13 protein-coding genes are annotated in these 14,191 nt (G+C 56.5%); 12 read left to right on the forward strand and 1 reads right to left on the reverse strand.

Annotation, left to right across the window (positions count from 1 at the left end; genetic code table 11):
- Positions 1-68: 68 nt before the first annotated feature.
- The 12 genes from exaC to AC19YS_RS17045 all read left to right on the forward strand — a co-directional run bounded on the left by exaC (position 69) and on the right by AC19YS_RS17045 (position 12,399).
- Positions 69-1,589, forward strand: coding sequence for an acetaldehyde dehydrogenase ExaC (gene exaC, locus AC19YS_RS16990; RefSeq protein ID WP_106579392.1), 1,521 nt, complete (start codon positions 69-71; stop codon positions 1,587-1,589).
- A gap of 216 nt (positions 1,590-1,805) precedes the next feature.
- Positions 1,806-3,239: an ethanolamine permease gene (gene eat / locus AC19YS_RS16995; RefSeq protein ID WP_106579393.1), complete on the forward strand. Its 1,434-nt coding sequence runs from the start codon at positions 1,806-1,808 to the stop codon at positions 3,237-3,239.
- A gap of 53 nt (positions 3,240-3,292) precedes the next feature.
- Entirely contained in the window at positions 3,293-4,687 is a 1,395-nt protein-coding gene (locus AC19YS_RS17000; RefSeq protein WP_500602273.1) for an ethanolamine ammonia-lyase subunit EutB, read from the forward strand.
- The gene (gene eutC / locus AC19YS_RS17005; RefSeq protein WP_106579395.1) at positions 4,684-5,514 is read left to right on the forward strand and encodes an ethanolamine ammonia-lyase subunit EutC; all 831 of its coding nucleotides are present in this window, start codon (positions 4,684-4,686) and stop codon (positions 5,512-5,514) included. Before AC19YS_RS17000 ends, eutC begins: the two co-directional genes overlap by 4 nt.
- Positions 5,515-5,610: 96 nt before the next feature.
- Positions 5,611-6,069, forward strand: a complete 459-nt coding sequence (locus AC19YS_RS17010) for a GNAT family N-acetyltransferase (protein ID WP_017136027.1) — start codon at positions 5,611-5,613, stop codon at positions 6,067-6,069.
- A gap of 437 nt (positions 6,070-6,506) precedes the next feature.
- A complete protein-coding gene (locus tag AC19YS_RS17015; protein WP_106579396.1) occupies positions 6,507-7,163 on the forward strand; it encodes a DedA family protein in 657 nt (218 codons plus the stop codon).
- Between the two features lie 6 nt (positions 7,164-7,169).
- On the forward strand, positions 7,170-8,000 hold the full coding sequence (locus AC19YS_RS17020) for a M90 family metallopeptidase (protein ID WP_119741450.1): 831 nt from the start codon (positions 7,170-7,172) through the stop codon (positions 7,998-8,000).
- Positions 8,001-8,093: 93 nt separating this feature from the next.
- Positions 8,094-8,621, forward strand: a complete 528-nt coding sequence (gene ppa / locus AC19YS_RS17025) for an inorganic diphosphatase (RefSeq protein ID WP_003176323.1) — start codon at positions 8,094-8,096, stop codon at positions 8,619-8,621.
- Positions 8,622-8,835: 214 nt separating this feature from the next.
- The gene (locus AC19YS_RS17030) at positions 8,836-9,606 is read left to right on the forward strand and encodes a LexA family transcriptional regulator (protein WP_500602274.1); all 771 of its coding nucleotides are present in this window, start codon (positions 8,836-8,838) and stop codon (positions 9,604-9,606) included.
- A 313-nt stretch (positions 9,607-9,919) separates the two neighbouring features.
- Positions 9,920-10,330, forward strand: coding sequence for a very short patch repair endonuclease (locus tag AC19YS_RS17035; protein WP_500602275.1), 411 nt, complete (start codon positions 9,920-9,922; stop codon positions 10,328-10,330).
- Positions 10,308-11,594, forward strand: a complete 1,287-nt coding sequence (locus tag AC19YS_RS17040; protein WP_500602276.1) for a DNA cytosine methyltransferase — start codon at positions 10,308-10,310, stop codon at positions 11,592-11,594. The genes AC19YS_RS17035 and AC19YS_RS17040 overlap by 23 nt, the downstream gene beginning before the upstream one ends.
- Positions 11,587-12,399, forward strand: coding sequence for an endonuclease (locus tag AC19YS_RS17045; protein WP_500602277.1), 813 nt, complete (start codon positions 11,587-11,589; stop codon positions 12,397-12,399). The genes AC19YS_RS17040 and AC19YS_RS17045 overlap by 8 nt, the downstream gene beginning before the upstream one ends.
- A 109-nt stretch (positions 12,400-12,508) precedes the next feature.
- Here the strand turns inward: AC19YS_RS17045 and AC19YS_RS17050 are convergent, their stop codons facing one another.
- Positions 12,509-14,107 (reverse strand): ATP-dependent nuclease, encoded by a 1,599-nt coding sequence (locus AC19YS_RS17050; RefSeq protein ID WP_500602278.1) that lies wholly within the window; start codon positions 14,105-14,107, stop codon positions 12,509-12,511.
- Between the last annotated feature and the right edge of the window lie 84 nt (positions 14,108-14,191).

Consider the following 14,191-nt stretch of genomic DNA (forward strand, 5'->3'; position numbering starts at 1 on the left):
TGCTCTACGCTTTATCAAGCGCAACACCGCTGCACTCCAATAAACATAAAAGTCAGGAGATACCCACCATGCGTTATGCACATCCCGGTACTGAAGGCGCGATTGTTTCGTTCAAGGCCAAGTACGGTAACTACATCGGCGGCGAATTCGTCGCGCCGGTGGATGGCAACTACTTCACCAACACCTCGCCAGTCAACGGCAAGCCCATCGCCGACTTCCCGCGCTCCACGGCCAAAGACATCGACAAAGCCCTCGACGCCGCCCACGCCGCCGCGGATGCCTGGGGCAAGACCTCGGCTCAGGACCGCTCGCTGGTGCTGCTGAAAATCGCCGACCGCATCGAACAGAACCTCGAACTGCTGGCCATCACCGAAACCTGGGACAACGGCAAAGCCGTGCGTGAAACCCTCAACGCCGACATCCCACTGGCGGCCGACCATTTCCGCTACTTCGCCGGCTGCATCCGCGCGCAGGAAGGCACCAGCGCCGAAATCAACGAACTGACCGCCTCGTATCACTTCCACGAACCGCTGGGCGTGGTCGGCCAGATCATCCCGTGGAACTTCCCGCTGCTGATGGCCGCGTGGAAACTCGCCCCGGCCCTGGCTGCCGGTAACTGCGTGGTGCTCAAGCCCGCCGAGCAAACACCACTGGGCATCAACGTGCTGATGGAACTGATCGGCGACCTGCTGCCGCCAGGCGTGCTGAACGTGGTGCACGGTTACGGCAAAGAAGCCGGCGAAGCCCTGGCCACCAGCAAACGCATCGCCAAGATCGCCTTTACCGGCTCGACCCCGGTGGGCTCGCACATCATGCACGCGGCGGCCGAGAACATTATTCCGTCCACCGTTGAGCTGGGCGGCAAGTCGCCGAACATCTTCTTCGCCGACATCATGAAAGCCGAACCGTCGTTTATCGAAAAGGCCGCCGAAGGCCTCGTGCTGGCGTTTTTCAACCAGGGTGAAGTGTGCACCTGCCCATCGCGCGCGCTGGTGGAAGAGTCGATCTACGACGACTTCATGAAAGTGGTGATGAAAAAGATCGAGCAGATCAAACGCGGCGACCCGCTGGACACTGACACCATGGTCGGCGCCCAGGCGTCCGAGCAGCAGTTCGACAAGATCCTGTCCTACCTGGAAATCGCCAAGGGCGAAGGCGCGCAATTGCTCACCGGCGGCAAGGTCGAGAAGCTCAGCGGCGACATGGCCGGCGGGTATTACATCCAGCCGACCCTGCTCAAGGGCACCAACGAAATGCGCGTGTTCCAGGAAGAAATCTTCGGCCCGGTGGTGAGCATCACCACCTTCAAGGACGAAGCCGAAGCCCTGGCAATTGCCAACGACACCGAGTTCGGCCTGGGCGCCGGTGTGTGGACCCGCGACATCAACCGCGCCTACCGCATGGGCCGCGCGATCAAGGCCGGCCGCGTATGGACCAACTGCTACCACCTGTACCCGGCGCACGCCGCGTTCGGCGGTTACAAGAAGTCCGGTGTGGGCCGTGAGACGCACAAAATGATGTTGGATCACTACCAGCAGACCAAGAACTTGCTGGTGAGCTACGACATTAATCCGTTGGGTTTCTTCTGACTTAAACCTGTAACAGGCGACCAGCTCTCAACTTGACATGCAATCAAGTGTGGGAGCTGGCTTGCCTGCGATGCAGGCACCTTGGTGTGTCAGGCACAGCTCGTTGATGCTATCGCAGGCACGCCAGCTCCCACATTAGATCTACGCAAGTACTCGCAACTCGCATTCGGCACAAAGAGGCCGAGTTAAAACAATAAGAATGGACGGTACTTTCCCATGCCTAGCGAACCCACTGGCTCTTCCGTCGACTTCGAAAAAGTCGGCACCGACTACTTCCAACAACGCGAACTTAAAAAAGGCGCCGCCGGCTGGGTGCTGTTGGTCGGCCTTGGCGTTGCCTATGTGATCTCCGGCGACTACGCCGGCTGGAACTTCGGCCTGGCCCAAGGTGGCTGGGGCGGCATGTTCCTCGCCACCTTGCTGATGGCCACCATGTACCTGTGCATGTGCTTCTCGCTGGCCGAACTGTCTTCCATGATCCCCACCGCCGGCGGCGGCTACGGCTTTGCCCGCAGCGCGTTTGGCCCCTGGGGCGGCTTCCTTACCGGCACCGCGATCCTGATCGAATACGCCATCGCCCCCGCGGCCATCGCGGTGTTTATCGGCGCTTATTGCGAGTCACTGTTCGGCATTGGCGGCTGGATGATTTACCTGGCGTTCTACATCATCTTTATCGGCATCCACATCTTCGGCGTGGGCGAAGCCTTGAAGCTGATGTTTGTGATTACCGCTGTAGCGGCGATTGCCTTGGGCGTGTTCCTGGTGTCGATGGTGCCGCACTTCAACATTGCGAACCTGCTGGACATCCCCGTGACCGAGGCCAAAGGCGCCAGCACTTTCTTGCCGTTTGGCTACGTCGGCGTCTGGGCGGCGATTCCCTATGCGATCTGGTTTTTCCTCGCCGTCGAAGGCGTGCCGTTGGCTGCCGAAGAAACCAAGAACCCCAAGCGTGACCTGCCTCGTGGCTTGATCGGCGCCATTGTGGTGCTGACCAGTTTTGCCCTGTTGATTCTGGTCATCGCACCCGGCGGCGCCGGCACTTACGCGCTGATCAAGTCGGGCAACCCGTTGGTTGAGGCGCTGGCACTGTCCTACGGCGGTTCGACCTGGATGGGCAGCTTCGTCAACCTGGTTGGCTTGGCCGGGCTGATCGCGAGCTTTTTCTCGATTATCTACGCCTATTCGCGGCAGATCTTCGCCTTGTCCCGCGCCGGTTACTTGCCGCGCAAGCTATCGCAAACCAACAAAAGCAAGGCGCCGGTGCTGGCGCTGGTGATCCCGGGCATCATCGGTTTTGGCCTGTCGCTGACCGGTCAGGGTGATTTGCTGATTCTGGTGGCGGTCTTCGGCGCGACCATTTCCTACGTACTGATGATGGCCGCGCACATCACCCTGCGCATCCGCCGCCCCAAAATGGACCGTCCGTACCGCACGCCGGGCGGCATTTTCACCTCTGGTGTCGCGCTGGTACTGGCCTGCGTGGCCGTAGTGGCGGGCTTTCTGGTGGATCCGCGGGTGGTGATTGGCGCCGCGATCATCTATGGAGTATTAATTGCTTACTTTGCTTTCTACAGCCGGCATCACTTGGTAGCAGGCACGCCCGAAGAAGAATTCGCCGCGATCCAGGCCGCAGAGGCCGCCTTGCACTGAATGCCGTAAACCTCGACGCGGGCAGCTGGCCCGCGTCGCCAAGGAGACACTGTATGGCAAGCTTTTCCCACGCGGTGGGTGCACAGACCTACCGCTTCGACAGCCTCAAGGACGTGATGGCCAAGGCCAGCCCGGCGCGTTCCGGGGACTTCCTGGCCGGCGTGGCCGCGCAGAACGACGGCGAACGCGTGGCGGCGCAGATGGCGTTGGCGAACATCCCGTTGAAGCACTTCCTCGAAGAAGTGCTGATCCCCTACGAAAGCGACGAAGTCACCCGGCTGATTATCGACACCCACGATAAACAGGCGTTTAGCGTGGTCAGCCACCTCACCGTCGGCGGCCTGCGCGACTGGCTGCTCAGTGACGCGGCCGACGAACACGCCCTACGCGCATTGGCGCCGGGGCTGACACCGGAAATGGCCGCCGCCGTCTCCAAGATCATGCGCGTGCAGGACTTGGTGTTGGTTGCGCAAAAGATCCGCGTGGTCACTCAGTTTCGCGACACCATGGGCCTGCGCGGGCGCCTGTCGACGCGCCTGCAGCCCAACCACCCGACGGACGAACCGGCGGGCATCGCCGCGAGCATTCTCGACGGCCTGCTCTACGGCAACGGCGACGCCATGATCGGCATCAACCCGGCCACCGACAGCATCGCCTCGATCTGCGCCATGCTTGAGATGCTTGATGCGATCATCCAGCGCTACGAAATCCCCACCCAGGCCTGCGTACTGACTCACGTGACCACGTCCATCGAGGCCATCAACCGGGGCGTGCCGCTGGACCTGGTGTTCCAGTCGATTGCCGGCACCGAAGCGGCCAACGCCAGTTTCGGCATCAGCCTGAGCGTGCTGCAGGAGGGTTACGAGGCAGGTTTGAGCCTGAACCGCGGCACCTTGGGCCAGAACCTGATGTACTTCGAAACCGGCCAGGGCAGCGCCTTGTCGGCCAACGCGCACTTTGGCGTCGACCAGCAAACCTGTGAGACCCGCGCCTACGCCGTTGCGCGGCATTTCAAGCCGTTTTTGGTCAACACCGTTGTAGGTTTTATCGGCCCCGAGTACCTGTACAACGGCAAGCAGATCATCCGCGCCGGCCTGGAAGACCACTTCTGCGGCAAGCTGCTCGGCGTGCCGATGGGTTGCGACATCTGCTACACCAACCACGCCGAGGCCGACCAGGATGACATGGATACCCTGCTAACCCTGTTGGGCGTGGCCGGGATCAACTTCATCATGGGCATCCCCGGCTCCGACGACATCATGCTCAACTACCAGACCACCTCGTTTCACGACGCGTTGTACGCCCGACAAACATTGGGTTTAAAACCGGCGCCGGAGTTTGAACAGTGGTTGGCCAAGATGGGCATCTTCACGCAAGCCGACGGCAAGGTGCACTTCGGCAACAGCCTGCCACCGGCGTTTCGCCACGCCTTGAAGCAATTGGGATGAAGGAGCCGCCTGTGCAAGTAGAACTGCCTGACAACCCGTGGCTGGAACTGCGCCGCCTGACCCCGGCGCGCATCGCCCTGGGCCGCACCGGCACCAGCATTCCCACCAGTGCGCAGTTGGACTTCCAATTCGCCCACGCCCAGGCGCGCGATGCGGTGCACCTGCCTTTTGACCATGAAGGCCTGAGCAGCCAAATGGCCGAGCGCGGCCGTGAGAGCTTGCTGCTGCACAGTGCCGCCGTTGACCGACATATGTATCTGCAACGCCCGGACCTGGGGCGACGCCTCAGTGATGAGTCGGCGCAGAGCTTGCGCGACTACGCCGCCGCGAACCCTGGCGGTGTGGACCTGGCCGTGGTGGTGGCCGATGGGCTGTCGGCGCTGGCCGTGCATAAACACACGTTGCCGTTTCTGACACGCATGGAGGAACAGACTCACGCCGAAGGGTGGTCCTTGTCGCCAGTCATCCTGGTGGAACAGGGCCGCGTGGCGGTGGCCGATGAAATCGGCCAGTTGCTGGGCGCCAAGATGGTGGTGATTCTGATCGGCGAGCGGCCGGGGCTCAGCTCGCCGGACAGCCTGGGGTTGTATTTCACCTACAACCCCAAGGTCGGGCTCACCGATGCGTATCGCAACTGCATTTCCAACGTGCGCCTGGAAGGCCTGAGCTACGGCATGGCCGCGCACCGCCTGCTTTACTTGATGAAAGAGGCGTGTCGCCGGCAGCTGTCGGGGGTCAACCTCAAGGACGAGGCACAGGTACAGACCATCGAGTCGGATGATCCTGACCTGATGAAAGGCAATTTCCTGCTCAGCCCGCCGGAATGACCGATAGCCGCACGATTGCGCTTTTTTGCGCCATTAGGCAGCATCCGGTCACGGCCGCTTGTGTGGTCATCCCCCATTTGGAAGTTGAGGCCTGGCATGCGGATTACTCAAGCGACCCTGGAACACTTGGACCTGTTGACCCCGTTGTTCGTCAAATACCGCGAGTTCTATGGCGCGCTGCCGTTTCCCGACTCATCGCGGGCGTTTCTGGAAAAACGCCTGCGCCGCAAGGAGTCGGTGATCTACCTGGCCCTGGCCGACGATGATGACAAGCGACTGCTGGGTTTTTGTCAGCTGTACCCGAGCTTTTCGTCGCTGTCGCTTAAACGCGTGTGGATCCTCAATGACATCTACGTGGCCGAAGATGCGCGCCGGCAATTGGTGGCGGACAACCTGATGCGCACGGCCAAGAAAATGGCCAAGGAAACCCAGGCGGTGCGGCTGCGGGTGTCGACCAGCAGTGACAATGAAGTGGCGCAGAAGACCTACGAGTCGATTGGCTTTCGCGAAGATACGGAGTTCAAGAACTACGTGTTACCGATCAGCGAAGACTGATAACGCCGAATGGCTTTGGCTTCCTAATGCGGCAAGTGAGCTTCCTGTGGCGAGCGGGTTCAGTGTGGCGAGCGGGCTTGCCCCGCGTTGGGCTGCGCAGCAGCCCCAAAACCAGGCGCCGAGTTATACCTGAAGGAATGCAGAACTTCTCGGGGGCCGCTTCGCAGCCCAACGCGGGGCAAGCCCGCTCGCCACGGTAAGCCCGCTCGCCACGGTAAGCCCGCTCGCCACAGAAGACCCGCTCCCACATTTGGATCGATGTAGATCGGAAGTACCTGCGACATGCCCCGCTACAAAACCCACACGCTTTTCACCTCTCAATACGTATAATGCGGACCTTTCAGGGTTGTAAGAAATACGGCATACACTTGTAGCCTTACTTACCCGTAGACCCCGCACTGGCCTGCTGAGCCGGGCCATTCACACAGGTGCCATCCATGGATTTCAACCCGCTCGACCTTATCCTGCATCTCGACGTTTACCTCGACATGCTGGTGAGAAACTACGGAGTGTGGATCTACGCCATTCTGTTCCTGGTTATCTTTTGCGAAACCGGCTTGGTGGTCATGCCATTCCTGCCCGGCGATTCCTTGCTGTTCATCGCTGGCGCTATCGCGGCAGGTGGCGGCATGGACCCGATCCTGTTGGGCGGCTTGCTGATGCTGGCGGCCATCCTGGGTGACAGCACCAACTACGTAATCGGGCGAACAGTGGGAGAACGCTTGTTCAGCAACCCGAACTCGAAAATCTTCCGCCGCGACTACCTGCAAAAAACCCACGAGTTCTACGACAAGCACGGCGGTAAAACCGTGACCCTGGCGCGTTTCCTGCCGATTCTGCGCACCTTCGCGCCCTTCGTCGCCGGCATCGCCAAAATGCCTTACCCGCGCTTCTTCGGGTTCAGCGTGTTCGGCACCGTGCTGTGGGTCGGCGGCCTGGTGACCCTGGGTTACTTCTTCGGCAATGTGCCGTTCATCAAGAAGAACCTGTCGCTGCTGGTGGTCTTTATTATCCTGCTGTCGCTGATCCCGATGATCATCGGTGTGTTCCGCAGTCGCTTTGGCCGCTCGTCCTCCGAAGCCAAACCGCAGTAACCGGCGATGTGGTCCCTCAGCGCCTGGCGTCGCCGGCGCCTGCTGGCCAAGCACCCGATTGCCGACGACACCTGGCAACGGGTGCGCCACCACCTGAGCTTTCTCGACGGCATCAGCGCCGAGCAAGACCAGTGGCTGCGCGAAGCCTGCGTAGTCTTTCTCGCCGAAAAACACCTCACCGCCCTGCCCGGCGTCGAGCTGCATCAGGAACAGCGCCTGCTGCTTGCCGCCCAGGCGCAATTGCCGTTGATGAACCTGGGCGACCTCGACTGGTACCAGGGCTTCCACGAAATCGTGCTGTACCCCGACGACTTCGTCAGCCCGCAACGCCATCGCGACGCCAGCGGCGTGGAGCATGAGTGGGACGGCGAACACAGCGGCGAAGCCTGGCAGCAAGGCCCGGTGATTCTCGCCTGGCCCGGCGTCCTGGCCAGCGGCCAGTGGGAAGGCTACAACCTGGTGATCCACGAGCTGGCGCACAAACTCGACATGCTCAACGGCGACGCTAATGGCCTGCCGCCGCTGCACCACGACATGCGCGTGCAGGAATGGGCCAGCGTGATGCAAAGCGCCTTTGATGACCTCAATCGCCAGCTGGACGCCCACCCGGACGCCGACACCGAGATCGACCCCTACGCCGCCGAAAACCCGGCGGAGTTCTTTGCCGTCACCAGCGAATATTTTTTCAGCGCCCCGGATTTACTGGTCAGCACTTATCCACAGGTGTACGCGCAACTGAGCCGCTTTTATCGCCAGGATCCCCTGGCCCGCCTGCATCAACTGCAGGCCAGCGATGCGCGCTATCAGACGGAACGCCACGCGCCGTACGACGTCTGACGCATGGCATCGGCGTCAGAATATGCCTATAATCGCCGCCACTTTTAGGCCAATCCGGCCATGTTCCATGGCCAACTACGGGGGCACCGCCCAATGAGCTACAGCAAGATTCCGGCTGGCAAAGACCTGCCGAACGACATCTACGTCGCCATCGAAATTCCGGCCAACCACGCGCCGATCAAATACGAAATCGACAAAGACAGCGACTGCCTGTTCGTTGACCGTTTCATGGCCACCCCAATGTTCTATCCGGCCAACTACGGTTTCATCCCCAACACCCTGGCTGACGACGGTGACCCCCTCGACGTGCTGGTCGTAACCCCTTACCCGGTTACCCCAGGCTCGGTTATCCGCGCGCGCCCAGTCGGCATCCTGAACATGACCGACGACGGCGGCGGCGATGCCAAAGTTATCGCGGTACCCCACGACAAGCTGTCCCAGCTGTACGTGGACGTGAAGGAATACACCGACCTGCCGCCACTGCTGCTGGAACAGATCAAGCACTTTTTCGAGAACTACAAAGACCTCGAAAAAGGCAAATGGGTGAAGATCGACGGTTGGGGCAATGCAGACGCCGCCCGCGCCGAGATCATGAAGTCGGTGGCTGCCTACAAAGGCTGATACCCGCTCCTCATTGCCTAGGCAATCAAAAAAGCCCCGACTATTCGGGGCTTTTTTTGTGGGAAAAATTAAACTCCAAGTGCAATGTTTAATGCGCCATGTTTAACAGCATTAAGACACTGACATATCGACCTACAACTAAGTAAATCCCTACACGCGCAATTCAACGCATAGTTTATTTGATGTCTTTTTTCGGCCAGTAAACTCTGCGTTTATGAATACATCAGGTGATCGACTAAAAGCGTTATTACGGGAAGTTCATCTTTCCGCCTCCGACTTCGCCAAAAACCGCGGCGTCACGCCTCAACACGTGAACAACTGGTTCAAACGCGGCGTGCCCATGGGCCGACTCAACGAGATCGCAGAACTGCTCTGCGTCTCCAGCCGTTGGCTGCGCACCGGCGAAGGCCTCAAACACCCACCGGCCAACTTCCTGCTGGAAGGCCCCGGTACCACCAAAGGACTGCCTACCCGCGAAGACAGCGGCAAGTACCTCACCGGCCCCACCCGCCTCCCGGAAAAAATCGACGTGGAGATTGCCCTCCACCCCACCTTCACCTTAAGCGAACGCATCCGCGTCTCCCTGCACACTCTGGAAACCCTCAACGTAAACCCCGACCGCGCCATAGGCGCCTACATGGTCGACAACAGCATGATCGACATCATCCAGCAAGGCGCCACCCTCGCCATCGACCGCGGCCGCAGCCAAATCACCGACGGGGAAATCTACGCCGTCGAACACGACGGCATGCTGCGCATCAAATACCTCTACAACCGCCCCGGCGGCGGCCTGCGCATGCGCAGCCACAACGCCAGCGAACACCCCGACGAATACCTCACCCACGAGCAACGCTTCGAACAGAACTTTCAGATCGTGGGCTGGGTGTTCTGGTGGTCCACCCTCAACAACCGCCGACCGGTCCCACTGGACGAACACCTGCTGGGCTGGGAAGGCTCTAAATCGGACCCGGAGGTAGGCATTTGAGGTGAATGTGGGTATCATCCGCCGCACATTTGGCAGGGGATGGCTTTGCGCTATCTATCCTGCCTGGCGATGCGGAGGAGTTCCCGCTGATGCCCCTACTATTCAGCCCGACGTGATGTGGGCTGAGCGATTTGAAGGCTGGTGAGGTTTGTCAAAAACAAGCTGAAGCGGTCCCCGAGAAGCCGGCCACAAGCCGGCTTTTTAAACCCATTAATTATTGATTTTATTGGATATTTTTTAGGGCGGCATGCCCAGCCCATATTACAGCCCACAACCAGGTCATCCCTAAGGTAGCGTCTGTTAAACTGCTGTTATGGATAGGCTTACTCCCGAACGCCGAAGCCGGCTCATGAGCCAGGTGGGCTCCAAAAATACCAAACCCGAACTCGTCGTAAGACGCTTGGTCTTTTCTATGGGTTACCGGTATCGTCTGCACTGCAAGACCTTGCCGGGCACACCTGACCTTGTCTTTCATGGTCGAAAAAAGGTTATTTTTGTCAACGGCTGCTTTTGGCATGGTCACTCAGGCTGTCGATACGGCCGTCTTGCAAAATCTCGCATCGCATTCTGGCAGGCGAAAATCGACCGTAATCGTGAGCGAGATGCCGAAAATATCGAAAAGCTTCAAACCATCGGTTGGCGAGTGCTTACCGTGTGGGGATGCGAGCTGAAAGAAATCGAAACGATGATGAGTAGGTTAAATGAATTCATACAAAGCGACTAACAAACGCCCTATAGGCATAGACCTTTTTGCTGGAGCTGGCGGCTTGTCTCTGGGCTTCGAGCAAGCCGGTTTCGACGTCGCGGCGGCAGTGGAAATCGACCCTATCCACTGTGCTACTCACGAATTTAACTTCCCCAAATGCGCGACGATCTGCGCAAGCGTCACCGACCTTAGCGGAGAGGAAATCCGGCAACGGGCGGGGATAGGTTCGAGCGATATCGATGTGGTGTTTGGCGGGGCTCCCTGCCAGGGTTTCTCCATGATAGGCAAACGTGCGCTGGACGATTCTCGTAATCAACTTGTTTTTCACTACGTTCGTATCGTCGAAGAGCTGCAACCTAAATATTGCGTATTTGAAAACGTGAAGGGCCTAACCCTTGGTAAGCATGCCGAGTTTCTAAAAGAGCTGATTGCGGCCCTAGCAGAAGCAGGCTATGACGTCACCCTGCCCTATAAGGTACTTAATGCTGCGGATTACGGGGTTCCTCAAGATCGAAAACGCCTTTTTCTCCTCGGAACGCGCCGGGGGCTTAACACCCCAACGTATCCAGAGCCATTGGCTGAACGCGTGACTGTAGCGGAGGCCATCGCAGATCTGCCTGATGCTAATGCGTTTGATGTGTTACGTGACAGCGATCAAGTTGAAGTGCGGTGGAATACTAAAGCGACCTACGCACGCCGATTAAGAGGTCTGGAGTTGGATAACCAAGACTTTGGTTACGAACGGCAATATGCAAGAAATTTGCTTACTTCAAGTGCCCGTACAGAGCACACTGCTCTCTCGCAGAGCCGTTTCCTCGCCACCGAGCCTGGAAGAACCGAGGAAATCAGTCGTTTTCGAAAGCTGCCAATGGACGGCCTCTGCAATACTCTTCGTGCTGGCACCGACAGCGCGCGTGGAGCTTTTACTTCGCCCAGACCTATTCATCCTAACCTGCCAAGGGTGATCACGGTTAGAGAGGCGGCGCGCTTGCACTCTTTTCCGGACTGGTTCCGTTTTCACGCGACTAAATGGCATGGATTCCGTCAGATTGGCAACAGTGTTCCTCCACTCTTGGGGCGAGCGGTAGCTAGCTCAATCATCGCGGCGCTGGGGTTGACACCGAGCAAGCCACTAGAGTCTCTACAGCTCGGTAATCCTAAGCAGCTTAATTTAGATATGAGTAGGGCAGCTCTATATTTTGAGGTGCCTCATGACACTATCGCGCAGCGCACCCGAAAAGCTGTAGATAAGAACGTGTTTCTGGAAGTGCTAGATGTCTGACGTCAAGGTAGCTCGGAAGGCCAACCGTTATTCCGCGATCATTGAAAGTATCTTTTTCGCCCACTACAAACCAGGCGATAGAGAGTTTCAGTTTGCTCGAGATGAGATCGTGCAGGTCGCCCAGAAGCTAGAAATAGAATTGCCAAAGAACATTGGCGATCTTATCTATTCGTTCAGGTATCGGTATGATCTACCAAGTCGTATTCTCGAGACTGCGGAGGGCGGGCTTGAGTGGATTATCGAAGGGGGCGGCCAAGCCCTTTATCGATTTCGCCTAGCTAAACTAAGTCGCATCATCCCTAACGAAAACCTGGTAACAGTCAAAATTCCAGACTCGACGCCAGAGATTATTACTGCGTACGCTTTGAGTGATGAACAGGCGCTACTTGCAAAGGTCCGCTATAACAGGTTGATTGATATTTTTTTAGGGGTCACGGCGTACTCCTTACAAAACCACCTACGCACCAATCTCAAAGGTATCGGTCAGCTCGAAATTGACGAGGTTTACGTCGGAGTGGACCGCCACGGCCGCCAGTATGTAATACCTGTGCAGGCTAAAGGTGGGTCGGACAAACATGGGGTTGTTCAAACGCATCAGGATATAGCCTTCTCAAGAGCGAAATATCCCGACTTGCTATGCCGTGCTGTTTCTGCACAGTTCATGAGCGATGAGCGGATCGCGATGTTTGAACTTACTATTCAAGATGGAGAGGTAAAGGTAGTGGAAGAAAAGCATTACCGCCTTGTACCTGCAAGCGATATAAAAGCTTCAGACCTAGCTATCTATAATCTTCGCGACGACTGACGCCATGCCTAACGATAACCAGATGCATCCGTTCACGGCGTAGGGAAAGTTATTCTTTAAAAGAGGCGGCGAGCCGCCGCCCTCGCTTTTATCAACTAGCATCGCGCCCTCAAAATGAATTTTGCCAGACCAATGTTAGAGCCTCATACAGAACATTCATTTCCCCCTCGAATGATTCTCGGCTAATCTCGTCGCCCACAAGCTTTGACATTTGTTTTTTCTGATAGCCGGATAAGTCCTTTGTTTCGGCTTCGGTCTTTTTCCAGGGTGACGGATAACACTCTTCCAGGCTACCATGAGGAAGAACAATTATTTGGTTACGCTCCGTAAGATCTGCGTTGGCCGCAATGAAATGGTCAAATCCAGCTTGGGCTTTAGCGGTTGGTCTGTCACAAAGAATGATGACCTTGTTTCCATATATGCTGGTCCCCATTGGCGAGTACGCCTTTGAGATCGCATTTATAGAGCGCTTAGCTTGGTGGGTATCGCCCTCTGCTGAAATTATCTGAATCGGCGGCTTATCGCGGTAATGCCTTTTTATAACCCGGGTTAGCAATTCGAATTCACTAGGCCCTTCTACAATCAAGAAGTTACGCGGAAGCAGCAAATCTGCCGGGCTACCCCCAAGCAGCTCATAAATTATGTAAGGCTTATCTACTTCATCGGTACGGAATATCTCAGTTCGGCAATCATTTTTCTCAGTTTTGAAAACGCTCTCACCCTCACTTGTATCTGCGACAAACACCGACGAGTGCGTACTTATAAAAACCTGATCGAGTTGCGTACTGAGTTCCAGAAGGACGTCCTTAAGCTTCCTCTGAGCAGTCGGATGTAAATGAAGCTCAGCTTCATCAATAAAAAATAAAAATGACTTTCCTGCGTCTTCTCTTGCTTTCCTGTACTCCGCGTACGCTTGTATGATTGCAAGCATGAGTGCTCTTTGCATCCCATCGCCTTTCTCGCTCGCATATGTTTCGATCCCATCATCAACCACTGTCTCAAATTTTTTCAGCAGATCGTTAAACTCAGGCGAAAGCACTTCAAAATAAACTTTTGAACATTCGGAAAACTGTTTTTCCAAGTGAATCTTCACGGACTCGCCAAGAGCCCTGAAATGACCACTCACGGCAGAGTCTTCCGAATTAAACAAATCTTCAAAGGTATTTCTAAACGCCCGATACTTGGGATCATCATTTAAGATCTCTTCAATCACTGAAGAAAGCATAATCCCCACCGCACTCTTTTGGTTGTACTTCGTAAAGTCTTCGAAATATTGCCTTGTATGGATATATTCAAATTTTGGTAAAAAGTCATTGAGCGCAGTGTCAAATCCAGTTGGATTCTTTATCGCCTCACCACCGATGCTTACAACTCTCTTTTTTAGATCGTTGCTTCGACGAGTCACCTTGATAACGTCAGACCCTTTGAGTACATTTTGGATTTTGGTCCTATTGCCCTCGTTGATCATATTTTCAGCGCCGTGCTGTGCTCCATAGAACTCGACACTTACAATAATTTCTCGATTTGGATCTCGCTGAAACCTCATATCCTGCGATAAGCCTGAGCCTGTATAGAACCAGTCAAGCGCCTCAAAAAAGTTAGTCTTCCCTGTATTATTTTGACCTATCAGAATGTTGAAATCAGTGAATTCGAGAGTGGCCTCTTCAATTGAGCGGAAATTCACGACATGTACGCTTGCGATTTTCATATGAGCCTCCTTGCGGTTAGATAAATGCTGCTCACCCACTATAGCCTCGTGAGCGCATTCGGCCAGCGTTCCACGCCTGCGCAA

Source organism: Pseudomonas sp. MF08831 (assembly GCF_059862645.1).